A 24,472-nucleotide genomic window follows, 5' to 3' on the forward strand; every position below is an offset into this window, starting at 1 on the left:
TGGAATAAAGTAAATATTCGTGAGGGGAAGATTTTGTGAAGTCACAATATTCGTTGATAGCAATTGCATTGAATGAATGAGTATTTGAATTCGCTAAAATAATCATGTTTTTAATAAAATTGGCATAAATAACGCTCTAACATCTATTTTTGCTTCTAAGCGAGCCGCAATCAAATATAAACCAGCAAGTTTACGGTGAATAAATAATGCATCCACTGGTGGTGTATGCCATTGCTGTGCTTGTGCACTAAGTTGCAACCCAGCATCTTTAATATTTGCTGCCAGTTGACTATTTTTAAAATCAAAATCACCATCGTGACGCAGTGGCTCACACGCCATTAAAAATAGCTCTATAACATTATCTTTATAACTGTCACGCAATGTATCTTTAAAATAACCAATCTGAGTGGCCGCATTTAATACCCCATCACGATTATTCTCACTGCCTGCTTTAAATAAAGCTAGATAAGCTTGGCTCAACTGAGGCGAAATCTCACGGGTTGCCCCAAAATCAAATAAAACGATTTTTTGTGTGGCTGGTTGATAATGAAAATTAGCAAAGTTTGGATCTGTTTGTATCAGTCTAAATTCAAACATTTCTTTAAAAAATAACGCAATAAGTTGCTGTGCCACAAAGCTTTGCTCTGCTTTGGGTAAATCGGTAATTCCCTCTATAGGCTGAGCCTCAATATACTGCATCGTTAATATTTGTTTAGTACTGTGCTCTTTATAGACGTTAGGAACAATAAAGTGTCGGTTATTTGCCAATGCATTTTTATAACGTAATAAATACTGCGCTTCACGGTGATAATCAGCTTCCGCTAATAATTGTATTTTAGCCTCTGCGACGAGTGGCTTGATATCAAGATCTTTAGGTAGTAAACGAGACAGTGTAAGCAGCGATATAACATTATCAACATCACTGACCACACTTTTTGCGATCCCCGGGTATTGAATTTTTACAGCTAATTGCTCGCCGTTTTCATGGTAGGCCAAATGCACTTGACCAATAGAAGCGGCAGCAAATGGCCTAAGCTCAATATGTGAAAAACGCGATAACCAGTCATCTCCCCACTGCTCTTTTAATACAGTAATGAGTTGTTTATGTGGCATGGGGTTAGCGTCTGATCGAAGTAATGCAAGTAATTGAGCAAGCTCTGGACTGAGTAGATCCCCAGCATCCATTGACAGTAGCTGCCCTAATTTCATTGCCGCACCGCGTAAGTGTGATAGTTCTGTCGCTAGATTTTTTATGTTTTTAGGCTGCAGTAATAAGCTTTTATTATCCCAACCCTTTCCTGAAAGAGTACTTTTGGCTCCCTCAAATAACATATTACTCGCGACACTGGTTGCTAATGAGCCTAACTTTGCAAAGCGTGAAAATCGAGATGTAGGAACAGCGCGTTCATTGGCCATACTAAAACCTAGTTAACGAATATATTTACCGGTTTATACGTACCAAGCTGGGTATACGATCGAATTGACAACTGGCTGGATAAAACTAACCACAAAAAAACCTCGCCATTATAATGACGAGGTTTTTACACATAAATATTTAGCCGTGCTTTATTAAGGCGCGACTGCTGGGTACACGTAACTTGCGTCTAATCCAAGCGGGATACCCAGTGCCCAGTAACCGAGTAAAAATAAGCTCCAGCCAATCATAAAAGCGATTGAATATGGCAGCATCATCGCGATAAGCGTGCCAATGCCCGTGCCTTTGACGTATTTTTGGCAGTACACCACAACTAATGGGAAATACGGCATTAAAGGAGTGATGATGTTTGAACTAGAATCGCCCACGCGATAAGCCGCTTGAGTTAAATCTGGCGAGATACCTAACTGCATTAACATAGGCACAAACACCGGGCCCAGTAGCGCCCACTTTGCTGAACTTGAGCCAACAAACAAGTTTACAAAACCAGTTAAAAAGATGATACCGACAACAGTCACCGCACTTGGTAACTGCATGGCTTTTAACAGCTGCGCGCCTTCAATTGCCAGCAGAGCTCCCAAGTTTGATTTACTAAATGCAGCAATAAACAAGGCACAAAAGAACGCCATTACAATATAATACGCCATGCCGCCCATTGCTTTACTCATGGCATCTATCATATCTTTAGAGCTTTTAAAGGTGCCAACGGTAAAACCATACACTGCACCAGGTATCCAAAACAGTAGGAAAATTAGCGGTACGATAGATTGCATTAAAGGCGAGCGAAAATTAGTTAAAGAGCCATCTTCGCTTCGCATTGCAGAGTCCGCAGGGGCTGACACATAGGCTAATAACGCAAGACCTGCAATCATCACTGTACTTGCAATAAAAAACGCGCGTTTTTCGTCGCTACGGGCATCTTCAAATGCAGGTAAATCTTCTTTATTACCATCTAATTCGGTATTTTTTAACCGTGGTTCAATGATTTTATCGGTGATGTACCAGCCTAATAAAATAATGAATAAACTTGAAGCCGAGGTAAACGCCCAGTTATTTAATGGGTTAATCGACATCGCGGGGTTAATAATTTGCGCCGCACTTTGGGTAAAGCTTTGCAGTAGTGGATCAATCCCCGACGGAATAAAGTTTGCACCAAAGCCACCACTGACTCCCGCAAATGCCGCCGCAATACCCGCCAATGGATGGCGCCCTGCTGCATAAAATATAACACCAGCTAACGGAATGACTAACACATAACCTGCATCGGTTGCTGTATGGCTGACGATGGCGACTAAAATAATTGACGGTGTTAAAAGTTTTTTAGGTGTCACCTTTAACATTAACTTAAGGCCAGTATTAATAAAGCCAGAATGTTCAGCAACCCCTACACCCAGCATGGCCACTAACACCACACCTAACGGTGCAAAACCGGTAAAAGTTTTTACCATTGATGATAAAAAGGTCGCTAACGAATCACTCGCCAACATATTATTAATAATAATGGCTTCACCGGTACGAGGGTCGATAGCGTCAAAAGTAACACCTGAGAACCACCACGACAGTAGCCAAATTAGTAACATGGCAAACAAAAAGATGATTGCCGGATCAGGCAGTTTATTTCCTACCCGCTCAACAAAATTTAAAAATCGCGCAACTATGCCCGAGGGCATTGCCACATCTTTATTATTATTCATTTCACTTGTTCCCTAGAGTTTAGTCAGTGGTACTTTAGCGTATCTAGGGAATGAGGTAAATTTTAAGTGAACAGAAAATACATTTTATAGGAACTAAATAGGCTCAATGCACAAAAAAACGGCACTATTGCCGTTTTTTTAAATAACTTTTTATTTAGTCTTTTAAGCGAGTGCTTTTACTTCTTCCCATAATCTTACTACTAGGGCTTTATCTTCTTCGTTAAGCTCACCATTGCGATACGCTTTCACTAAACTTTTTTCAACGGTTTCATTGAGCTCATCTATTTCAAGATTAAGCTCTTCAACTTGCGCATAGCCTACTGCTAAATCAAAATGGCCTCGTAAATAACCACCGGCAAATAACTCATCATCAGTGGCTTTGATCACTAAGTCATCAAAATACTGTTGGGCTGCGTCAATATAATTTACTAAACTCACTTCTACTTCTCCTGATTTTGCAGGGTCTTCTACCAATCAATCTTGATGGCCTACTGCATACATAATATGGTCGTTAAATCCGCAGGTTACACGAATATAACCGCTTAATTCATCATCCAGCTCACTATCGCCTGTATCGCAAATGAGCGGGCGGCCGTTTAAAGCCTGTAATTTAGTTTTGGTAGCCACCACAATAATATTATCCAGCCCTATCGCGCGAATAAGTGCTGGGCTTAACTGTTGATTGCCACGGCCAAAAATATGGCCTTGGCCACCAATTAGCGTGATCACTAATTTAGTGTCGCGCTGATGGGTCATCGCTAATAATTGTTCAGCTGTAAGATCTTGCGCAATTAAGCTTTGATCTGCAACTAAATCAACACCTAATAAGGTATTTTCAAGTCCCATTTCTTGCATAATAGCTGCAACTGTTGAGCCACTGCCCATTACATATAACGTATCTTCATCCATTTCACTGACGACATAGCCGGCAATATCAGCAAGTACCAGCTCGTCGGTTTCTTTACCGCCATTTTTTACCGCTTGTACATAACGTACTTCACTGGGTACTTGCATTTCACCATAACGTTTTGCTTTAACTGTGCCTTGACGAAACGCATCTTCGTCAATATCCATCACATCGGCATCGCCTAAGGTAACTAGTTCACCTTTGACCAGCATTTCGACTACCCGCCCTGCGGCCTTTGGCGTGATTGCATAAACCCCTGAATGAATTTTACAGCCTGCAGGAATGCCAAGTGCCGGTACGCTATCTTCAACCGCATGACAAATATTGCGCGCAGTGCCATCGCCACCAGCAAATAAAATTAAATCAACACCTAGCTGTTGCAATACCTTGGCTGCACGCTCAGTATCATCTGCACTACTGGGGTGCTCGCTTTGATACACAACTTCGGTATTAAAACCAAGATCTGTAGCGGTGCTTTCACCCATTGAGTGATTAACAGTATAAATTGTTATTTTATCTTGATAAGGCAATAACACCTCAAGCGCTGCTTTAGTGCGTAAATTAGCTTTTGGCTCAGCGCCAAGCGCCAGAGCTTTAGCCGCAACACCATCACTACCTTTGAGCGCCACACTGCCACCTAAACCAGCAACTGGGTTTACAATTAGTCCTAACTTAAACTGCATTACTTAACTCCTGAGGATGTTGCCATACAAACTGCCCGGCATTCAATGGCCATGGCGTATTGTAAAATTCGCTTAATGCTTTTAAAAGTGCAGTAGTCCGAGGATTAAAGCCTATTTTTAGTAACTGTAAAAGTTGCTTGTGTACTCGCGCCTGAAAATCAAAACGACAGGTTTGCTCACCATTTAAATTATCAACCGAAACATTAAACTCAAAACCTGTAGCAACACTCAACGCCCACTCGATTGCTTGCGGTTTTACTTCAACGGCTTCAAATTCTGCTTGCTGAGCTTTATCACGGCCATCTGGGCAATACCAATAACCGTAATCTTCGAGTAAACGACGTTTATCACCCGCCACTAGCCAATGAGCTATTTCGTGCAGTGCACTGGCATAAAAACCATGGGCAAACACAATTTGATGATACGGCGTTTTAACATCAGCGGGAATATAAATAGGCTCATGCTCACCTTTGACCAAGCGTGTATTATGGCTGTGGTAAAAAGTGCGTTCAAAAATAGATGTTAAATCGGCTATTTGATGCATAAAAGTCTGATTAATTCGCCTCGGTAAAATGCAACAAATGCACATTAAAATCGAGGCGAATTGTACGGGCTTTTAGCAAGAATGTAAAAGTTGATAACGACTAAGCAGCCATGCGTTATTGTCTTGCCTTTACTTTGCAAATTTAGCTAAGCCAAAAATATGTATTCGCTGCAATCTAGCTCCTTTTATTTACTGTTCAAGTAATAACCCTTATCCTCTTTACACTTACTATCCGAATTTAAGAATAAAATTATAAACCCATGTTCAAATTACTTTTTATAAAACGACCGAAGCTTTTAGTTGTTACTTTAATTACGCTGATAAGTATCCCCCTGCCCTCATTTGCAAAAAGTGTCAGCATCAATGTGTTTGCAATCCCTTCCAAGTCAATCATTAACTTAGTTGAGCAAACTAGTGATGCATTAAAAAAAGAAGGGATCATGAGTTTTTATGAAAAAGGTAAGCCAGTGCACGCTACTTTGTATTTAACTGACTTTGTTGAAGGCTCAGAAGAAGACATTAAACGTGCTGTAAAAAGTATCACCGAGCAACATCAAGAGTTTGCTATAACAGCGCAAGGTTTTAGTGTTACGCAAAGTAATTGGGCATTTATTAACTTACAGTATTCGCCTAAGCTGCAAAGGCTAGCAGATGAAGTAACAATGGCGATTGAGCCATTACGCGATACAAATGCCACAATCCCTAGCTGGGTTAAAAACTACCCCAACAAATTAACGGCATTTGAGCGCTATGGTAGCCCCAATGTATTTCAGAACTTTCAGCCGCATTTAACATTATTAGCTAACGAGAAAAGCCCTAAGCTCGTTATTTTAAATAAACAAATGCAAGCCCACCCGCCTGAAGCGCAGGGTAAAATAATCGGCATTGGGATTGGCATTTCAGACCCGTTTGGCCAACAGAAACAAGTGATTGCAGAATACTTTTTTAATAACGATAAAAACTAACTTATTTTTATCGTTATTGTTTTACTAAGTAGCGTTTCAGTAGACGGGTATTGCGGGTATTTGCTTTAAAGTAAGCGTCAAAAATATCACCGACAAGCGGAATTAGGCCACCAAAAAAATCAATCAACATATTTATTACGATACGTAATTTTATACGCTTACTAACTCCTAAGCGCTGGGCTTCAAATAGAATATAGCTAGATAAAATTAGCCCAGCTAGATCTCCAATACCAGGCAGAATACCGATCAGTGCCTCTACGCCAAACTTAAACCGAGTAAAAGGAATGCCAATACTGCTGTCGGTAAAGCGACTAAACCTTTCTAGCCGCTTTAATGTATCTTGGTGTGATAGCTTAATCTGTTCCATACGTCCTCATAACCTTATCGCTTGGCAAGTTACTTTAAGTAACATCAACCCCTGCTTCATCGCAAGCAACAATATCAGTTTCTTTTAGCGCTTCGGTGATCCACTGTTGTAATGTAGGGCAACTTAAAACATGCTGACAATAATGCTCCGCCAAAGCTGAAAGTGAAATTTGGTAGGTTTTTAACCTAAGTACTACAGGCGCATACATAGCATCTGCGATACTAAACTCACCAAACAACCACGCATTTGGGTAACTACGTTGTTGCTGGCTGAATATTTCATCAATGCGGCTAATGTCTTTTTTAGCCGCCGCAGATAACTCAATTAGGCGAGTTGCACGAATATTCATTGGCATTTCATTACGCAGCGCCATAAAGCCGGTATGCATTTCAGCGCTTAAACTGCGGGCTGTCGCTCGCTGCGCAGTATCAATAGGCCAAGCTGTATTTGATAAATAAGCATCATTGATGTATTCACAAATTGCCAATGAATCCCATACCTGCAAGTCGCCATCGACTAAGGCGGGTACTTTCTGTACTGCAAAACTGTTTTTAAGCGTTTCATAAAACTCAGGGGTGTCTAATACGAGTTGTTTCTCAGTAAAAATAACATTGAATTTACTCATTAAATACCATGCTCTAAGCGACCATGTCGAATAGTTTTTATTACCGATAAATAATTGCATTTGCGTTCCTTAGTAGTGTTTAATATCCCTAATATAGAGCAGTAGTAAATTAATTACTTACCAATAGTTTTTATACAATACATAAATAAAATTGATAGATGAGTTAAATATGGATTTAGACGCCCTACGTACTTTTTGCGCTTTTGTTGAAACGGGCAGCTTTACTCGCGCTGCTCAACAAGTATGCCGCACCCAATCGGCAGTGAGCATGCAAATGAAAAAGCTCGAACAAGAGCTGGGTAATCCATTATTTATCAGACAAGGCCGGCAGCTTGTACTATCGTCAAGTGGCGTTCACTTAGCCAGCTACGCAAAACAATTATTAGCACTGCATGATGAAGCCTATAAACAACTTAAAACCGGTGGTGGGCAAACTCGCGTGCGCTTAGCATGTCCTGACGATTATGCAGGCACAGTATTACCTAAAGTTGTGGCTTTATTACATAAACATATACCGCAACTTGATTTACAAATCAGTTGCGCGCCGACCAACCAGCTCAAAACACAACTAGATCAAGGCTTGCTAGACATGGTGATTGCGACGCGCTCGCCCAGCTCTGAAGAAGGTTATTTTTTAGAATCAAGCAAAGGTGTGTGGGTTAAAAGTGCCGAATTTAACTATCAATCCGCTATGACCCTGCCGGTTGCAATATTTCAACGAGATTGTAAATTTCATCAAGCGGCTATTGAAGGGTTACTAAAGGCTGAACGCCCATTTAACATTGTTGCTTGCTGCGGCTCGCTCAGTGCGCTCACAGCATTAGTAAAAGCCAATCTAGCCGTTGGTGTGATGGCTGAGGTAAGTAACACTCAGGAGCTGGTGACGGTTACTGACTCAACTCTGCCGCCCTTGCCCGTTATTGATATCGTACTATTACACGCAAACCACGCTCATAACCCGATAAAACGAGAGTTAGTAAAGCTAATAGCAGCAGATTATGCACTTACCTTGTGAATCTTGGGTTTTAAAGACTATCGCAGCCTTACTAAGGTGCGTTTTCGCTTTGGCTCAGTAAGATATAAAAGTTGCGTATTATCGTGTGAAGCATTAATTAACATATTACCTTTCTCGTTCGCGATATGGCGTATTTCTGAGTGAGCGCTTTGTAAATCAAACATATTAAGCTCATAACCATCTTCTTGCTCTAAGGTAATACTCAACGTTTGCTCATCGACCGCCAGACCAATAATATCACTATCATCTGCGTGCCATACTTGAGCAAAATTGCCATCTTGATCGAGTCGAAATACCTGTTTGTTATTTGAAAAATAAATCTGATCGTGTTTGTCTAAAGCCATTGCATAACAAGCCAGCCGCTCTCCTTGGCCAGTGAATGGCGATAAACTTAATGTTTGCATGTCTAATTTTGCTGGGTGAAATGTAACGCCATCGTCAGCGCGATATGAAACCAAGATCGCATCTTCATTATAAAACTTCTCTCTGAGATAAAACGAATGATGATGGTGGGCTATTTCTTGATAATCGCCACTTTTTAAATCAATTCGAAACAGTTTATCTTTGCTTGCGGTGATCACTTCTTCGCCATTTTTTGACCAAACAACCCCAAACAGTTCTTCATTATTAGGGTTTGCAAAAATCAGCGTTTGTTTACCTTGCTCATATAAAAATAGCTGTTTTAAACCAAAACGATGGGATTCAAAGACAAACTTAGTTGAATCAGGTGAGAATACCGGCAAAAAATCAACCGACGAGGTATCGACGAGCTTTTCATACTGCTGAGGTGTTGCACTAGTTGCACGCAAAATATCAACATCAATATTTACAAGCTCCATCAATATCTCCTCACCAGATGGCGTGAATGCAGCATCTCGAATAACTTGATAATTATTAAATTCGATATCAGTTGAGTTGCCCTGACGATCAATAAGTAATAGATTATTTGTGCTGCTTATCAGCAAGTATTCACCACTTGGGTGCCAACTAAGCCCCTGAATACCATCTTCAATAACGGCAATTGTTTTACTACTATTATCCGTTAAATTCAGTATTTCAATACGGTAGTTATTTTGTCCTGCTTCATAACCAAGCGCTAGTTGCGTTTGATCTGGCGACAACGCATGTAACTTTAACCAGTCTTGACCCATTGAGGCTTTGATTACCTGTTTTTGTTTAGTTTCTATATTGACGGTCGAAAGCTGCGTATCATTTTTATGTTTTCGTCGCTCAATAAAATAAACCTGATTGTTATTAGTCCATTGTAATTGCTGGCTGGTAACTAAATATTCTTTAAATTCCAGTACGTTGGCGTAATTTAAACTCGTTAGAGTTATCATGTCTAAATTAAAATACGCTAATTGGCTAACATCATTTTGTTTTTCTATAAAAGCCAATGCGCGATTATCCGCACTCCACCCTAGACTATAGTAGGTCGATGGGTGCTGGGATAATTGTACCTCTTTACCTGTCGTTAATTCTTTTAGCCAGATATGCTGATTATCATTGTCACCGCGAACAAATGCTAAATAATTGCCGTTATTAGATTGCGATTGAGAGGATTCATTGGCTTCATTTGATGTTACAGGCACCAACGCAGAGAAATCAGTTTTAACAACCTGCGTTGCAAATGCGAACCAACCACCAACCAAACATACAATTGTCACGGCGATAAAAGCCAACAACGGCCACTTTACACAGTGAGAACGTGTTTGTTCGTTAAGCTCAAGGCAATAACCCCGTTTCGGGTGGGTAATGATGAATTGTGGATTTTTAGAATCTTCATTTAATGCTTTCCTAAGCAGTGCAATATTGCGTTGCACATTACTTGGGCTAAACACTGAATTAGGCCACACAGCTGCAAAAATTTCTTCCTGGCTAACCACATTGCCCCTATGAGAGTACAAAAATTGGAGCACATCCATAACCTTAGGTTCGACAATTTGTACGCCTTCAGCTGAGGAAATTTTACCACGGCTAACATCGACGTCAAAATTCCCGATTCGAAACCTACCCACTTACAACTCCAATAAATTCATACAAATCATAGATTAAGATTTTCTTAAGATAAACTCAAGGGTTATTACATTGCCGCATTAATTAGTTCAGTTAATGGTTAGGCACCATTTACTAAGTAATAAAAAAGATGCAACGGATATTATCGACATTCATTATTTTTGTGAGCGCGTTTCTACTCTTTCAAATTCAACCTATCTTATCGAAAGAGCTACTACCCGAGTTTGGCGGTGGCGCTTCGGTTTGGTCAACCAGCCTATTTTTTTATCAAAGCATGCTGTTACTCGGCTATTTATATGCTCATTTGTTAAGCCGTTATCAGCTCAAACGACAATTATTTATACACACATTGTTAGTGGCTGTATCGAGCATCATTACTTTTAACACAATTGAAGTCAGTCTATTTTTATCACTAACACCAGCGTGGTCAGTGATTGCTAAATTGTTTTTACAGGTTGGCTTAGTCTTTATGTTACTAAGTGCCACCAGCGTACTATTGCAGCGCTGGTATATTGAATCGACCGCTATGACTGTACCTTATCAATGGTATTCGCTTTCGAATCTGGGTTCACTACTTGCTTTGCTGAGTTACCCATTTATTTTTGAAGTTTTATTTTCAATCGATGAGCAAAAGAGCTATTGGACAGTGGGGTTATTTGCATACTGCATACTGTTATTGTGCCTAATTTATGTATTATTTAGTAATGGCAGTATCGCTGATAAAGCTATTACTAAGTCAAAAACGACTTTGCTCGTCAAACCTAATTGGCTGTGGATTGTGTTCTCAGCAACCAGTTCAATGATGTTGATCGCGACAACTCAGATGATCAGCATCAACATCCCGCCTATGCCTCTGATATGGGCTTTACCATTGGTAATATATTTGCTGACCTTCAGTTATGCGTTTGCATCCGCAAAAAACTATAATCGCGCCCATTGGACGTACTTATTAATATTTAGCGCATTCGCAGGGCTGATGATGTTTTTCCTTGGCAGCCAATTTAATGCTTTAGCTCAACTGGTGATCTACAGCTTTATTTTATTCATTGTTTGTATGATCTGTCATGGTGAACTTCGAAAACTCGCGCCAGATGGCTCACTGCTTACTGTATTTTATTTATATATCGCTTTAGGAGGAGTGATCGGCAGTTTACTCAGTGCCTTAGTCGCACCGCTACTGTTTGAACAAATAACAGAATTCATTGTGGCGTTAGCTGTAGCGCTTTCATTATTTATATACACGCTACTCACCCAGACGACGAAAACGTCCTCTTGCTATAAAATAGCTTTACTAGCTACGCTGGTTATTTGGGGCACAGGATATAGCTATCTTTTTGTTAATTTTAATCAATACAACTTAGCGTCTGAGAGAAATTTTTACGGTTATGTCACTGTCAAAGACATTACAACGTCTGATCTTGCTGAACGACGCCTAATCGATGGCACAACGATTCATGGCTCACAGCCACTTAATAAACAAACTGAACTCACAAACAGCTATTACCATCACCATACTGGTATCGCTAAATCATTGTCAGCATTAAAAAAGCAACAAGATTTAAATATAGGTATTATTGGTTTAGGTGCTGGAGTTTTAGCAAAGTTTGGCGATAAGTTCGATAAAATCCGCTTTTATGAACTTAATCCTGCGGTTTACAACATGGCCATGAATTATTTTTCATATTTAACAGATAGCCCTGCACGTATTGATGTGGCTATTGGCGATGGCAGAATCACCTTAACTAAAGAGCAAAAAAATAATGCACCGTTAATGAATGCGTTAATTATTGATGCTTTTTCAAGTGATGTTATTCCTACCCATTTACTGACTGAGGAAGCTTTTCAGTTATATTGGCAGCGACTAACAAAAGGCGGCTTATTAATTATCCATATATCCAATAATCATATTGATTTGATGCCAGTGCTCCAAGCTCACAGTAAGCGCTTCGATAAATCTCTGATCAAATTTAACTATAGCGGTACGCAGTTAGGCTCACAATGGGTCGTAATGACGAATAACCAAGCATTTTTAAATTCGATAGCCATGACAGACTTATCACCGATAACACCTTATTCAACAGTACATTTGGCGCAATGGACAGATCAAAAACACAGCCTGATCCCGCTCCTGAAACTTTGATGTCTATCTTAAAATAACCACAACAAAAAAGCGCGATTAACATCGCGCTTTTAAATAATTCTAAATGCTTTTAACTAAACCCTAAACAGAGCCATTTATTGGCCCATGCTCATGATGAACATGCGGGTTTTGACCACGTTGACGTAGTAAATGATCCATTAAAGTAATGGCCATCATCGCCTCGGCAATCGGGATTGCACGAATGCCAACACATGGGTCGTGACGGCCTTTGGTGATCATTTCCACCGCTTCGTTTTCAGTGTTAATACTGTTGCCAGCAATGGTAATACTCGATGTCGGTTTGAGTGCAATTGACGCGATTATATCTTGCCCTGTAGAGATACCTGCAAGCACCCCACCGGCATGATTTGAGGTAAAGCCATCAGGGGTTAACTCATCACGATGCTCAGAGCCTTTTTGCTCAACCACATCAAAGCCGTCGCCAATTTCAACGCCTTTTACTGCGTTAATACTCATCAGTGAGTGGGCAAGTTCTGCATCAAGGCGGTCAAATACCGGCTCACCTAAACCAACAGGTACATTCTTAGCCACTACTTTTACCTTCGCGCCGACTGAGTCACCTTGTTTTTTAAGGTCGCGCATATAGTCGTCAAGCGCGTCTAACTTGCTTGCATCTGGGAAAAAGAAAAGATTATTTTCAACTTCATCCCAATCGTAATTTTCAGCTTTAATTGGCCCAAGTTGACTCAAACACGCACGTACTTCAATACCATGAAATTGCTTTAGATACTTTTTAGCAATAGCGCCTGCGGCAACACGAATAGCGGTTTCGCGAGCAGATGAACGGCCACCACCGCGATAATCGCGTAGGCCGTATTTATGCCAGTACGTGTAGTCACCATGACCTGGGCGAAATACGTCTTTAATTTTGCCATAATCTTGTGAACGTTGGTCGGTATTTTCAATTAATAAACCAATACTGGTGCCGGTGGTTTTACCTTCAAAAACACCCGCTAAAATTTTAATTTGATCGCTCTCACGGCGCTGCGTAGTGTAACGGCTTTGCCCTGGCTTACGACGATCTAAATCGATTTGTAAATCTGCCTCAGTGATTTCAAGACCTGCGGGCGTGCCATCCACAACACCGCCTAAGGCGACGCCGTGGCTTTCGCCAAAGGTGGACACTTTAAATAACTGCCCTATGCTATTACCTGCCATTAACTTTCCTCATTCCTAATGACTACTAAGTACCGAGCCTGAGGCTCGGCTTTGATTTTTGTGGTGATCAGTCTGCGAAATATGCAACGAGTTGTTTTTTGCTGATCATAAATACGCCAAATCCACCTTGCTCAAACTCAACCCATTCAAAAGGCGCATTTGGATAAAGGGCATCCATGTGTACCATAGAATTACCAACTTCGACAAATAACAAACCGTTATCAGTTAGATGATCGGCCGCTTCACTCAAAATAGTACGGGTTACATCAAGACCATCATGGCCTGATGCCAAGCCAAGCTCTGGCTCATGGTGGAACTCACGCGGTAAATCAGCCATATCTTCGGCGTCTACATACGGAGGGTTTGCCACGATCAGGTCATATTTCTGCCCTGGTACACCGCTGAATACGTCGGATTGAATAGGTAATACACGGTCACTTAACTGATAATCTGTGATATTGATATCAGCAACTTCGAGTGCTTCATAAGAAATATCAACGGCATCAACCTGCGCTTCTGCAAAAGTTTGTGCTAATGCAATCGCGATACAACCAGAACCGGTACATAAATCTAAAATACGATTTACCGATTCAGGCTCAGCTAGCCAAGGTGAAAAGCGATTATGTATTAACTCTGCAAAAGGTGAACGTGGGATCAATACGCGCTCATCGACATAAAATGGCATATTAGCAAACCATGCAATATTAGTCAGATAAGGTACTGGCGTGAAATCATTTATACGTTCTGCAATTAATCCCGCAAGGCGGTTTTTTTCGGTGCTAGTTAACCGGGCATGCATTAATTCTTTTGGTGCATCAATGGGTAAGCTTAACGCGGGCAGTAACAAGTTGACTGCTTCATCCCATGCGTTATCAGTTCCATGACCAAAGAAAATACCACTGCTGGCAAATTGACTCGTGGTCCACCGTAGCCAATCGTGTAACGTTGACAGTTCTGCTACAGCTTCATCTAAGGTTGCTTCTTCTATTAATAATTCGCTCATATTCGTTATCTACCTGCTGCTTTAGAAAATATCAATTCAATCGAGGCGCAATTAAGGCCCCATGATTGCCCTATTGTAACGCTTTTTTACACAGTTTTTACTCTGTTTTCACTCGATTTCTAGCGTTTTTTTGTTTAGACTGCCGCTATGAAAAAAGATCCTCTCTCAAACGCAGATATTAGCCCTGACGACATCGATATGTTTCGTCAAAGTATTAATGGTGCCCGTGTATTTAAACAAGACACGCATCGCTTTGCTAACAAACCTAAAATCTCACAAGCTAAGCTGTTTGCCCAGCAAAAAAAGCAACATCAGGCAGAATTTTTCTTTTCTGATGAATATGTGCCAGATATTGATACCAACGGAACGGTTAATTATGTGCAAGACGGTCAAGATCGTTTTTTAGCAAAGCAGTTACGCCGAGGTGACTTTGTACCTGATTTAACCCTTGATTTACATGGTTTAAATAAGGAGTTGGCAAAAGATGAACTCGCAGGACTGATCCATGAGTGCAAAAAGAAGCATTACTACTGTGCGTGTGTAGTACATGGTATTGGTGGACATATACTCAGACACAAAGTGCCGCAATATTTAGTACAGCATCCAGATGTCATAGCAATACACCAAGCGCCACTTGAATACGGTGGTAAAGGTGCGGTACTTATTTTAATAAACTTACCACAAAGTGATGAATTTAGACGCTAAGCGTTAACGTTATCCCTATTTCAAGGCAACAGTGCAGTGCATATTTTCTCTATCATCTTTCCGCTGATTTTCATTGTTGCGCTTGGTTTTAGTTGTTGTAAATTAAAGTTTTTTGAACAGCAACACATTGCAGGGCTAAGTAAGTTTACTTTTTACATTAGCCTGCCGGCATTTTTATTTTTAAATATGTCGCAAATCGATTTACAGCAAAGTATTAGTTTATCGGCCTTTCTGAGTTTTTATATTCCTGTACTGAGCGTATTTGCCTTAGGTATTTTGGTTGACCGCTTTTATTTAGCTAAGCAAAAAAATTATCAACAACACAGTGTATTTGGCTTAGCGTCGAGTTACTCAAACATGGTGTTGGTGGGCATTCCTATCATCATCGCATCCCTTGGCAAAGAAATGATCGCCATCGCTTTTATGATCATTACCTTTCATAGCACATTGCTGTTTGCACTTACCTATTTAATCGGCGCAAAGGGCAGCGAACACGCATTTTCATGGTCAAGTTTTGCTAAGAGCATGGTACTGAATCCGATTGTATTGAGCATCGGCTGCGGGCTAATATTAAATGTCAGCGGCATTGTTTTGTTTGATAATCTAGCAAAGAGTTTAGAGCTTTTAGCGACCCCCGCCATTGCCTGCGCGTTATTTGTATTAGGCGCCAACTTAGCGTTTTACAAAATTGCAGCTAACTGGCAACCCGCATTAATCGCCTCGTTAATGAAGATTTTTTTACTTCCTGCTGGGGTATTTTTAATCGGTGCATACGCATTTGAATTAGATAGAGAGATTTTGAACGTGTTAGTGCTATTAAGCGCTTCTCCTGTTGGTGTAAATGCTTACCTTATTGCCAGTCAAATAGGTCAACATCAGGTGACATTAGCCGGTGCAGTTGTACTGTCAACGGTTTTAAGTGTGATTAGCTTTAGTTTTTGGTTATCGGTATTGCTTTAACCTTTACAAACCGCCAGCTACATCAACAAAGCTACCTGTGGTAAACGATGCCTGCTCAGAGGCTAAAAAGTAAATTGCAGCGGCAACTTCCTCAGGTTGTCCACCTCGACCCAATGGCAGCTTGTCTTTAAGACGCTCCACCCGATTTACTTCACCACCGTCGCGGTGCATATCGGTGTAGATTAACCCTGGGCGCACTGAGTTAACACGAATACCTAACTTGGCTACTTCTTTGGCTAAACCAATGGTTAACGTGTCCATTGCTCCTTTAGATGCGGCATAATCAATATATTCATTTGGTGAACCGGTTTTAGCCGCTGCCGATGATACATTAACGATACTGCCGCCACTGGGCATTCGCTTAATCGCTTCTCGGGCACATAAAAAAGCGCTTGTTACATTGGTGGTTAGCACTTCATTTATACGCGAGGCTCCCATCTCAAGTAATGGCATTTGCGGTTTTAAAATACCCGCATTATTTATAAGCACATCTAATTTGCCAAATAACTCATCTACTTTTGTAAACAGGGTCAGCACTTGCGTTTCATCAGACACATCGGCTTGCACTATTTCGGCTTTTACAGCAAAGCCGCGTGCTTGCTCTGCTATTTTTTCTGCGCTGTGTTGATCCGTTTTATAATTAATACAAACATCATAACCGTGACTAGCAAAATAAATTGCGGTTGCAGCACCAATTCCTCGGCTTGCTCCGGTTATAAGTACTACTGGGTTAGATTTCATTGTCTGTCCTTATCTATACAAAATAATATTACGCCACATAAACCAATTTAAATTGTTCACAAACTAAGGGCATCATATTACTACGTTCAAATTTAGTTTCGGCAAGTTCCCGCTGATAATACGTCCAGTGCACTTTTCGCCAATAGTGAAGACTTTTATCTCCTTCACCTTCTAACGCCGCATATTCAGCGGTTATTTCGTTGTAAGGCACGATTGCGACATTCGTTGTTTCAATAATCCCTAAAGGCTCACCATGCCAGTTAGTGAAAATGGCTAAATCACCTACTTTGGGAAGCGCTTCTTTACTATGCTCAAACCAATAAAGTGATGTTGTAGTTGCTTGCTTTATGCCCTTTAAAACCAGTGCTGCACATTCATCGGCATCAATTTGATTATCACAAAAGTGCCAAACCGGGAGCTTTGTGATTGAACGACTGTAGGCGTAATTAAATTCATTTATAAGTCGTTCAATTGCTTGGGGGTTACTTGATTGCAGCAACAACTGAAATCTCAACTAACAAAGCATCGCGGGCCATTTTAGCTTCCACGCAGGCACGTGCGGGCGCATGACCTGCTGGTACCCACGCATCCCAAACCGCATTCATATCGGCAAAGTAATCCATGCTTTTTACATAAATAGTGGCGCTGAGCATATGCTCTTTTGAACTTCCCGCCTCATTTAAAAGTAACTCAACTTTATCAAGCATAGTTTGCGTTTGTTCGGTGATGCCCTGCTCTGCGTCAGCACATACTTGGCCACATAAGTACACCGTACCATTGTGCTTAACGATACGACTCATGCGAGTTGCGGTTTGAATACGTTCAATTGTCATAAAATTGTCTTTGCTAAATTAGTGTGTCGCTAATTTAGCAAATTTAAAAAGGAACGCAAGGTTTGGGTATGAGGCTAAACTGCTACGTTATTAGGTGCATGAATACTGAGGTATTGGCTTTTATGGCGACTTTCATCGTAACTCAATACGGCAACCGCTCCAGTGTTAAATATCGGCATATTCCCAGCACTCAATTGGTCAACTAAATAACTAACTATTGGCATGTGAGCTACGACCAACCAGGTATCGCATTGTGGATGCATCGCGATGAGAGTTTCTAGATAATCGGCGGCAATTTGTGGATTGCCTTCAGGGATTATATCGCTGCAAGTTTCTTCGAATAAAAAAGCGTTATGCTTTTTTACTCCTTCAGCTGTTTGCTGAGCACGAATGTAAGGGCTTACTAACAATGCCGTTGGGGTATGTGTTGCTTGCAACCATAAACCCATTTTTTCGGCCTGTTGTTGGCCAACCGAGGTCAAATTTCTACTTGCATCGTCAGCTTGCATCGGTGTTGCTTCGCCGTGGCGCATTATTAAGATTGTTTTCATAAAAAATCAACCGATTAAAGAATATAAAACAGTAGCCAGTTTGCCTGTTTGTCCGCTATATTAAAACAACGTCACACATTTCGCTTATGATATTCAGGTAAAAATCGCCAAGCAATTTAATCGCAGCCCTGAAGTTATCATTGTTGTTAACGAGTAAACTTAACGTTTCAGGAGCATCATTTGAATATCAGCCGCAATGATAACAGAACATACCGTGCCCTCACACTGGACAATGGTCTAAAAGTCCTGTTAGTGCAAGATAAAGATTCAACTAAAGCCGCTGCATCGATGGCCGTGAATGCTGGTCACTTTGACGATCCTGTTGATAGACAAGGGCTCGCGCACTTTTTAGAGCATATGCTTTTTTTAGGCACAGACCAATTTCCGGAATCCGGCGGGTTTGGTAATTTTGTTTCCCAATCCGGTGGCAACACCAACGCATGGACCGGCACCGAGCACACGTGTTATTTCTTCGATATTAACAATCAAGAGTTTGCACAAGCACTGAGCCAATTTAGCCGGTTTTTTATTGCACCTTCTCTCAACCCTGGCGAAACTGAAAAAGAACGTAATGCCATTGATGCAGAGTTTAAATTAAAAATAAAAGACGATGGCCGACGCATCTATCAAGCACACAAAGAAACCGTTAATCCTGCTCATCCATTTGCTAAATTTTCAGTGGGTAATCAGCAAACCCTAGCGGATCGTAATGGCTGTGTAAGCAAAGAATTGCGAGATTTTTTTAACACCCATTATCAAGCCCAGTGGATGAGCTTAGTGGTCTGCGCTGATGCAGAAATTGACACTATGGTGCAATGGGTAACTACATTATTTAATGATATTAAAGGTCAGCAGCAACCAAAACCAGTCATTGAGGCATCACTTTATCGCGCGCAAGATCTTTGCAAAGTACTGCATATAGAACCGCATAAGCATATGCAAAAACTCATAGTAAGTTTTGCGATGCCTAATATTGATGATTTTTATCGCCATAAAACCGTTAGTTTTATTGCGCATTTATTAGGGTATGAAGGGCAAGGGTCGCTTTACTCTATTTTAAAAGCGCAAGGTTGGATCAATGCCCTCTCTGCTGGAGGTGGCATTAACGGTAGCAACTTTAAAGATTTTAATATCAGCATGGCACTGACCGATGAAGGAATTGAATACTATGAAGACATCGTTGAAATGGTGTTTGAATATATTTGTTTAATTAATCAAAACATCGATAAATTACCGCGCTTATATCAAGATAAAAAAAATCTATTGCAAATCGCCTTTGATAACCAAGAAAAAGCCCGCTTAATCGATTGGGTCAGTAATTTAAGCATCAACATGCAACACTACGATGAAGCCAATTATGTGCAAGGTGACTATCTCATGGATGGTTTTAATCAAACGGCTCATGAAACTGCAATGCAATGGTTAACGCCGCATAATATGCGCTTGGTGTTGATCCATCCTGATGTTGAACCTGAGCATACCACTCAGTGGTATCACACGCCCTATCGGATCGAAAGTATTTCTAGCTGTTGGCTGGAAGCGCTGTGCGAAATTAATACTCCACTACCAGAAATGCTATTACCTACAGCAAACCCTTATTTAACCAAAGAAGTGTCATTGTATGACGTTGAGCAGCCACAAAATCACCCACAACTATTAGTAAAAGAACCTGGCTTTGATTTTTGGTTTAAACAAGACAACACTTTTCGAGTTGCCAAGGGGCACTTTTATTTGGCGATGGATTCTGACTTTGCTGTTAAAGATATCAAACACATGGCACTTACTCGTCTATTTGCAGACTTATTTATGGATAGTGTTGCAGAACAATTTTACCCGGCAGAGTTAGCTGGTTTAAGTTATCACTTAACCTCACATCAAGGTGGTTTAACCCTGCACACTGCGGGACTCTCATCGAGCCAATTAGAATTAGTTGATGAATTACTTGAAGCTTTATTCAATGTCGATATTTGCGCTAAACGTTTTGCCGAGTATAAAAAACAGTTAGTCCGTCATTGGCGTAACAGCAATCAAAATAAACCCGTTGGTGAATTATTTAGCGTGCTGGGTGCAAAAATAATGCCGTGGAATCCAGAACCAGAGCAGCTTGCTGTGGCACTTAAAGATACCAGCTTTCATCAGTTTAATTGTTTTCGCCGCGAGTTTTTTAATGCCTTGCATGTAGAGTCATTTTTGCACGGTAATTGGCGAGAAAGTGATGCAATTGAGTTTCAAAAAAAGATTGCTCACCACTTAGCTAAATCAGCAACGATTGAAGATCTAACCCGTCCGTTATTTGAAATAGACAAAATAACCCGCTCGCAACTGACCCTAAATTGTAGCGATCATGCGATGGTTATTTATTACCAAGCACAAACCGATGACGTTGTTGAAAAAGTAAAAATGATGGCGCTAAACCATCTTATTAATCAAGATTACTTTAATGAACTTCGTACCAAACAACAGTTAGGCTACCTAGTGGGCGCAGGTTATGCGCCCTTTAATACTCGTGCGGGCATCGCCTTCTACGTGCAGTCACCTAACTACAGTGCAACCGCGATTTTTGAGCGTCATAATGCGTTTCTTGAGCAATTCCTTGCTTCATTAGAGCAATTAAATGAAGAGCAATGGCAGCAACAAAAACATGGCTTAACCACCCACATCGCCGAAAAAGATAAAAACCTCCGGCTGCGTTCACAACGCTTGTGGCTTGCCATTGGTAATCAAGATCATCACTTTCATATGCAACAAAAATTGTTAGAAGCATTGGAAAACCTTAGTCTTGCACAGATAGTTACTTATATTCGCGAGACATTTGCAGAACATAGACCAAGATATGAGCTACTAAGCGTACCTAAAATAAACAAAACGACAAAAAAGCTGATTTCTTCTCATTCTCTTTGACACAACACCGTGCTTCAATTAGATTATCAAGTGCAAAATACAGAAGTGCCCTATGATAATAATAAAAATAATATTCAACACATTCATATTCGCCTCATTATTACTCTGCTTTAGCCCATTGGGCTATAGCGAGCAATTAGTCGATCAGCAAACTTTAATGCTTTATTTACCGAGTGCATTTGTTACGTTAGTGCTGCCTTACTTATTATTCACAATCTACAAATTACGCCGCTCACGACGCCAATTATGTATTTCTGAACGGCGTTTAAAAAGCACGGTTGAAGGCAGTGGTGACACACTTTGGGATTGGAATATCAAAACTGGTGAAGTACTGCGCATTAACGATAAATACATGATGGATAGAAATACCATCATTGATGTTCCACCTAATAAAGCCCTTATTCACCCTAATGATATAGCGCAAGTTGAATTACTGTTAAAGCAACACTTTGCGGAGCAAACCGCTTTCTTTGAAGCCAGCTATCGCATTAAAGATAGCTTTGATCGCTGGCATTGGGTACTCGACAGAGGCAAAATCATTGAAAAAGACACCAATTTAAACCCGCTAAGAATGACTGGCACGGTACGCGATATCACGCAATTAAAATCAACCGAGGCACGCCTTAACTTATTCGCTAAATGTGTTGAATCACTCACTGATGCATTAGCCATTTACGATAAAAACTTTAACCTGGTTGATCTTAATCCCAGCTTTTTATCGCAGTTTGGTGGGAACCGAGATAACTATTTAAACAAGCCATTTACCTTACCAGGTTACGAGCAAAGTTATATTGATGATATTAAAAATACTGTTCGTCTTACCGACCATTGGCAACAAGAAGTTAAACTGCGCAACAGTGAGCGAAAACTACTACCGATTGAAATCTCAATCGATGAAATTAAGAATGAACATAATCAAATTTGTAACTATGTCATTGTATATTCAGATTTAACCGAGCGTAAAAAAGCCGAATCACAACTACATAACTTATCAAATCGCGATCGTACAACTGGCTTACCTAACCGAAATCTATTTTTTACCGATCTTAAAAAGCTGGCAAAACAAGACAGCCACCATGCATTACTAGTATTTGATTTAGATAACTTTAAAAAAATTAATGACTCATTAGGGCATCAACTAGGCGACAGTTTACTGGCAAAACTAGCAATGCGGTTGAGTAAACTCACCCGTGAAAAAGATGTGTTTTACCGCTTAGGTGGCGATGAATTTGCCTTAGTTATGTCTGGCACTAACGATATTCATACCATTACCAGAATGGCAAAACAGTTTTTAGCCGCCATTGCCACGCCATTTAAAATGGCAGGTCACGAATTAGTGATCACTTCAAGTGTCGGCATTGTGTTATTCCCAGAAGATGGCAATACCCCAGAACTACTGCTTAAAAATGCCGATACTGCGATGTACCATGCGAAAAAGAAAGGTAATAGCTACTTATTCTTTAACGACACCATGAACCGCCAAGCAGTAAAACGCCTGCAAATTGAAAACTTAATGCGATTTGGTTTAAAAGAAGATCATTTTGAAGTTTACTACCAACCAAAAATGAATATCCGCACCGGTAAATTCACTGGAATGGAAGCCTTGGTGCGTTTTATTACTCCGAAAAAAGGCATTATTAGTCCTGGCGTGTTCATTCCCATCGCAGAAGAAACCGGGCAAATCATCGAAATTGGTGAAGTGGTACTTCATAAAGCATGCCGTGATGTTAAAGCCTGGCTGGATGCTGGCTTATTTAATGGCCGAGTTGCGGTAAACTTGTCTGCTAAACAATTTAGCCTACCGGATCTAACTACTCGTATTGATGTGATTTTACAAAATCACGCCTTACCATCGTACTTTTTAGAGCTTGAAATTACCGAAGGCACGGTAATGGACGACCCGCAAGATGCGATTGCCATTATGCGATCCCTCAGTGCCCGCGGTATTCATTTAGCCATGGATGACTTTGGCACTGGCTACTCATCACTTGCATATTTAAAGCAGTTTCCACTTAATACCCTAAAAGTTGATAAAGCGTTTATTGATGATATGCAAACAGAGCGAGGCCGTAATATGGTTGACTCAATAGTTACTATTGCACATAACTTAGACTTACATGTGGTGGCTGAAGGGGTTGAGCAAGCAGAGCAAATTGCAATCTTAAAAGAGCTTAATTGCGAAACGATGCAAGGCTACTACTATTCAAAACCTTTATCGCGAGCTGAATTTACAGAATTTTTGAAGAAACAACAAAACCAAGCGGCACTTAGTTTAGTACAACAGGCATAAATGACAGCCTATGGTCGCCATGTGCACGCTTGTATACCCACGCAGCGCACTAGTGCACGACGATAATGTAAGTTAAACAAGCACCATGCAACGGGGCCTAACAACCCTGCTAGCAGCAACCAGCGTTTAACTGGCATACCTTTTTTAATTGCCTGTGCATACATAACGACAATAGATACAACACTGATCAATAAATATTGCAAATTCACCACACCCATACCGCTTAAAATTAACCTGCAATGTACAATAATTAGTTCTTTATTTTCACTAATAAAATCAGAATATTTAATTCTTTCAGTAACAAGAATGATATACAAAAACTATTACTGTTGCTATTATCTACCCGTGTATTTGCGTGTGCAATACACATTTAAAGGATAATTAAATATTTCTAGGAGATATCATGTCAGAAAATACTTCAAATGTATACGAAGCACCAGCAGCAAACCTAACCAAAAATAATGAAAGCGGAGATAAACCTGTTTTAAATTTTGATCGTTTTTCGGCTTGGGGAGTGTTCTTTTTAGCCGTCATTACTTTTGGAATTTATGGTGTATATTGGCTAATAAGCAGAACCAATAAAGCCAATGCATTAGCAACTAAACAAATTAGCCAAGGATTGATATATGGTTATTTAGCTTTATACGTTGCGAATTTAATTCTCTCTATAACCGAAGTACTACCAGTGTTGTCAATTATTATTTCGCTAGCTTCTATCGTGGTCGGATTAATCTTTATTTTTTCGTTACGTTCTTCTATTTCAGAACTAATCAATAAAGGTAGTAGTGAACCCGTTAAGCTCAATGGCGTTTTAACCTTCTTCTTTAATATAATTTACTTCCAATACAAAATTAACGAAGCAATTGATCAACAGAAATAAAAAGTAAAAAGGCATTATTTTAATGCCTTTTTCATCTC

23 protein-coding genes are annotated in these 24,472 nt (G+C 40.3%); 8 read left to right on the top strand and 15 right to left on the bottom strand.

Going from position 1 to position 24,472, the window contains the following annotated elements; genetic code table 11:
• Positions 1 to 102: 102 nt before the first annotated feature.
• The 5 genes from H5186_RS13325 to H5186_RS13345 all read right to left on the bottom strand — a co-directional run bounded on the left by H5186_RS13325 (position 103) and on the right by H5186_RS13345 (position 5,263).
• Positions 103 to 1,416 (bottom strand): AarF/ABC1/UbiB kinase family protein, encoded by a 1,314-nt coding sequence (locus H5186_RS13325; protein ID WP_149983015.1) that lies wholly within the window; start codon positions 1,414 to 1,416, stop codon positions 103 to 105.
• 153 nt (positions 1,417 to 1,569) lie between these two features.
• Positions 1,570 to 3,129: an AbgT family transporter gene (locus H5186_RS13330; protein WP_182761596.1), complete on the bottom strand. Its 1,560-nt coding sequence runs from the start codon at positions 3,127 to 3,129 to the stop codon at positions 1,570 to 1,572.
• Positions 3,130 to 3,291: 162 nt separating this feature from the next.
• Complete coding sequence (locus tag H5186_RS13335) at positions 3,292 to 3,567, bottom strand: YfcL family protein (protein WP_145240403.1); 276 nt, start codon at positions 3,565 to 3,567, stop codon at positions 3,292 to 3,294.
• 36 nt (positions 3,568 to 3,603) lie between these two features.
• Entirely contained in the window at positions 3,604 to 4,719 is a 1,116-nt protein-coding gene (locus tag H5186_RS13340; RefSeq protein ID WP_182767917.1) for an ATP-NAD kinase family protein, read from the bottom strand.
• Positions 4,709 to 5,263: an elongation factor P hydroxylase gene (locus H5186_RS13345; protein WP_149983018.1), complete on the bottom strand. Its 555-nt coding sequence runs from the start codon at positions 5,261 to 5,263 to the stop codon at positions 4,709 to 4,711. Before H5186_RS13345 ends, H5186_RS13340 begins: the two co-directional genes overlap by 11 nt.
• Before the next feature lie 260 nt (positions 5,264 to 5,523).
• Here H5186_RS13345 and H5186_RS13350 point away from each other — a divergent pair, with 260 nt between their 5' ends.
• Entirely contained in the window at positions 5,524 to 6,228 is a 705-nt protein-coding gene (locus H5186_RS13350) for a DUF1045 domain-containing protein (protein ID WP_182731369.1), read from the top strand.
• 13 nt (positions 6,229 to 6,241) lie between these two features.
• Here H5186_RS13350 and H5186_RS13355 read toward each other — a convergent pair whose 3' ends face one another.
• Both H5186_RS13355 and H5186_RS13360 read right to left on the bottom strand, forming a co-directional pair.
• Positions 6,242 to 6,595, bottom strand: coding sequence for a DUF4112 domain-containing protein (locus H5186_RS13355; protein ID WP_145240395.1), 354 nt, complete (start codon positions 6,593 to 6,595; stop codon positions 6,242 to 6,244).
• 34 nt (positions 6,596 to 6,629) lie between these two features.
• Complete coding sequence (locus H5186_RS13360) at positions 6,630 to 7,280, bottom strand: glutathione S-transferase family protein (RefSeq protein ID WP_145240393.1); 651 nt, start codon at positions 7,278 to 7,280, stop codon at positions 6,630 to 6,632.
• Positions 7,281 to 7,389: 109 nt separating this feature from the next.
• Between H5186_RS13360 and H5186_RS13365 the strand changes: the two genes are divergently transcribed.
• Positions 7,390 to 8,235 carry a LysR family transcriptional regulator gene (locus H5186_RS13365; RefSeq protein WP_182767920.1) on the top strand — a complete coding sequence of 282 codons (846 nt, stop codon included), beginning with the start codon at positions 7,390 to 7,392 and terminating at the stop codon, positions 8,233 to 8,235.
• Positions 8,236 to 8,252: 17 nt separating this feature from the next.
• On the opposite strand, the gene H5186_RS13370 is transcribed toward H5186_RS13365, so the two are convergent.
• Positions 8,253 to 10,253: a winged helix-turn-helix domain-containing protein gene (locus H5186_RS13370; RefSeq protein WP_182794566.1), complete on the bottom strand. Its 2,001-nt coding sequence runs from the start codon at positions 10,251 to 10,253 to the stop codon at positions 8,253 to 8,255.
• Positions 10,254 to 10,381: 128 nt separating this feature from the next.
• Here H5186_RS13370 and H5186_RS13375 point away from each other — a divergent pair, with 128 nt between their 5' ends.
• Positions 10,382 to 12,391: a fused MFS/spermidine synthase gene (locus H5186_RS13375; RefSeq protein ID WP_182794567.1), complete on the top strand. Its 2,010-nt coding sequence runs from the start codon at positions 10,382 to 10,384 to the stop codon at positions 12,389 to 12,391.
• An 81-nt stretch (positions 12,392 to 12,472) separates the two neighbouring features.
• Here the strand turns inward: H5186_RS13375 and aroC are convergent, their stop codons facing one another.
• Entirely contained in the window at positions 12,473 to 13,570 is a 1,098-nt protein-coding gene (gene aroC, locus H5186_RS13380) for a chorismate synthase (protein ID WP_182760385.1), read from the bottom strand.
• A 67-nt stretch (positions 13,571 to 13,637) separates the two neighbouring features.
• Complete coding sequence (gene prmB, locus H5186_RS13385; protein ID WP_182794568.1) at positions 13,638 to 14,573, bottom strand: 50S ribosomal protein L3 N(5)-glutamine methyltransferase; 936 nt, start codon at positions 14,571 to 14,573, stop codon at positions 13,638 to 13,640.
• A 147-nt stretch (positions 14,574 to 14,720) separates the two neighbouring features.
• On the opposite strand from prmB, the gene smrB reads away from it, so the two are divergent.
• Together smrB and H5186_RS13395 are read left to right on the top strand one after the other, a co-directional pair.
• Positions 14,721 to 15,278, top strand: coding sequence for an endonuclease SmrB (smrB, locus tag H5186_RS13390; protein WP_145240381.1), 558 nt, complete (start codon positions 14,721 to 14,723; stop codon positions 15,276 to 15,278).
• Between the two features lie 36 nt (positions 15,279 to 15,314).
• Positions 15,315 to 16,238, top strand: coding sequence for an AEC family transporter (locus H5186_RS13395; RefSeq protein ID WP_145240379.1), 924 nt, complete (start codon positions 15,315 to 15,317; stop codon positions 16,236 to 16,238).
• A 3-nt stretch (positions 16,239 to 16,241) separates the two neighbouring features.
• On the opposite strand, the gene H5186_RS13400 is transcribed toward H5186_RS13395, so the two are convergent.
• The 4 genes from H5186_RS13400 to sixA form a co-directional block, all read right to left on the bottom strand.
• Positions 16,242 to 16,979, bottom strand: a complete 738-nt coding sequence (locus tag H5186_RS13400) for an SDR family oxidoreductase (RefSeq protein ID WP_149983026.1) — start codon at positions 16,977 to 16,979, stop codon at positions 16,242 to 16,244.
• 28 nt (positions 16,980 to 17,007) lie between these two features.
• Positions 17,008 to 17,481 (bottom strand): ASCH domain-containing protein, encoded by a 474-nt coding sequence (locus H5186_RS13405; RefSeq protein ID WP_182794569.1) that lies wholly within the window; start codon positions 17,479 to 17,481, stop codon positions 17,008 to 17,010.
• Positions 17,462 to 17,812, bottom strand: a complete 351-nt coding sequence (locus H5186_RS13410; RefSeq protein WP_149983028.1) for a RidA family protein — start codon at positions 17,810 to 17,812, stop codon at positions 17,462 to 17,464. The genes H5186_RS13405 and H5186_RS13410 overlap by 20 nt, the downstream gene beginning before the upstream one ends.
• A 74-nt stretch (positions 17,813 to 17,886) precedes the next feature.
• Positions 17,887 to 18,363, bottom strand: coding sequence for a phosphohistidine phosphatase SixA (sixA, locus tag H5186_RS13415; RefSeq protein ID WP_179959228.1), 477 nt, complete (start codon positions 18,361 to 18,363; stop codon positions 17,887 to 17,889).
• 180 nt (positions 18,364 to 18,543) lie between these two features.
• On the opposite strand from sixA, the gene H5186_RS13420 reads away from it, so the two are divergent.
• Both H5186_RS13420 and H5186_RS13425 read left to right on the top strand, forming a co-directional pair.
• On the top strand, positions 18,544 to 21,264 hold the full coding sequence (locus tag H5186_RS13420) for an insulinase family protein (RefSeq protein ID WP_182794570.1): 2,721 nt from the start codon (positions 18,544 to 18,546) through the stop codon (positions 21,262 to 21,264).
• A gap of 157 nt (positions 21,265 to 21,421) precedes the next feature.
• A complete protein-coding gene (locus tag H5186_RS13425) occupies positions 21,422 to 23,554 on the top strand; it encodes a bifunctional diguanylate cyclase/phosphodiesterase (RefSeq protein WP_182740118.1) in 2,133 nt (710 codons plus the stop codon).
• 8 nt (positions 23,555 to 23,562) lie between these two features.
• Here the strand turns inward: H5186_RS13425 and H5186_RS23385 are convergent, their stop codons facing one another.
• Positions 23,563 to 23,871 (bottom strand): hypothetical protein, encoded by a 309-nt coding sequence (locus H5186_RS23385; RefSeq protein ID WP_149983031.1) that lies wholly within the window; start codon positions 23,869 to 23,871, stop codon positions 23,563 to 23,565.
• 86 nt (positions 23,872 to 23,957) lie between these two features.
• On the opposite strand from H5186_RS23385, the gene H5186_RS13435 reads away from it, so the two are divergent.
• Positions 23,958 to 24,434, top strand: coding sequence for a DUF4234 domain-containing protein (locus H5186_RS13435; protein WP_182740100.1), 477 nt, complete (start codon positions 23,958 to 23,960; stop codon positions 24,432 to 24,434).
• The last annotated feature ends 38 nt before the right edge of the window (positions 24,435 to 24,472 follow it).

Source organism: Pseudoalteromonas sp. SG41-2, from assembly GCF_014164535.1.
In the GTDB taxonomy this organism is placed as follows: domain Bacteria; phylum Pseudomonadota; class Gammaproteobacteria; order Enterobacterales; family Alteromonadaceae; genus Pseudoalteromonas; species Pseudoalteromonas rhizosphaerae.

Bases quoted from the DNA above. Each gene is read 5' to 3' on its own strand.
- aroC (WP_182760385.1), bottom strand. From the start codon at position 13,570: ATGGCAGGTAATAGCATAGGGCAGTTATTTAAAGTGTCCACCTTTGGC.
- H5186_RS13425 (WP_182740118.1), top strand. From the start codon at position 21,422: ATGCTTTATTTACCGAGTGCATTTGTTACGTTAGTGCTGCCTTACTTA.
- prmB (WP_182794568.1), bottom strand. From the start codon at position 14,573: ATGAGCGAATTATTAATAGAAGAAGCAACCTTAGATGAAGCTGTAGCA.
- sixA (WP_179959228.1), bottom strand. From the start codon at position 18,363: ATGAAAACAATCTTAATAATGCGCCACGGCGAAGCAACACCGATGCAA.
- H5186_RS13330 (WP_182761596.1), bottom strand. From the start codon at position 3,129: ATGAATAATAATAAAGATGTGGCAATGCCCTCGGGCATAGTTGCGCGA.
- H5186_RS13375 (WP_182794567.1), top strand. From the start codon at position 10,382: ATGCAACGGATATTATCGACATTCATTATTTTTGTGAGCGCGTTTCTA.
- smrB (WP_145240381.1), top strand. From the start codon at position 14,721: ATGAAAAAAGATCCTCTCTCAAACGCAGATATTAGCCCTGACGACATC.
- H5186_RS13350 (WP_182731369.1), top strand. From the start codon at position 5,524: ATGTTCAAATTACTTTTTATAAAACGACCGAAGCTTTTAGTTGTTACT.
- H5186_RS13400 (WP_149983026.1), bottom strand. From the start codon at position 16,979: ATGAAATCTAACCCAGTAGTACTTATAACCGGAGCAAGCCGAGGAATT.
- H5186_RS13360 (WP_145240393.1), bottom strand. From the start codon at position 7,280: ATGCAATTATTTATCGGTAATAAAAACTATTCGACATGGTCGCTTAGA.
- H5186_RS13435 (WP_182740100.1), top strand. From the start codon at position 23,958: ATGTCAGAAAATACTTCAAATGTATACGAAGCACCAGCAGCAAACCTA.
- H5186_RS13410 (WP_149983028.1), bottom strand. From the start codon at position 17,812: ATGACAATTGAACGTATTCAAACCGCAACTCGCATGAGTCGTATCGTT.
- H5186_RS13345 (WP_149983018.1), bottom strand. From the start codon at position 5,263: ATGCATCAAATAGCCGATTTAACATCTATTTTTGAACGCACTTTTTAC.
- H5186_RS13365 (WP_182767920.1), top strand. From the start codon at position 7,390: ATGGATTTAGACGCCCTACGTACTTTTTGCGCTTTTGTTGAAACGGGC.
- H5186_RS13325 (WP_149983015.1), bottom strand. From the start codon at position 1,416: ATGGCCAATGAACGCGCTGTTCCTACATCTCGATTTTCACGCTTTGCA.
- H5186_RS13340 (WP_182767917.1), bottom strand. From the start codon at position 4,719: ATGCAGTTTAAGTTAGGACTAATTGTAAACCCAGTTGCTGGTTTAGGT.
- H5186_RS13355 (WP_145240395.1), bottom strand. From the start codon at position 6,595: ATGGAACAGATTAAGCTATCACACCAAGATACATTAAAGCGGCTAGAA.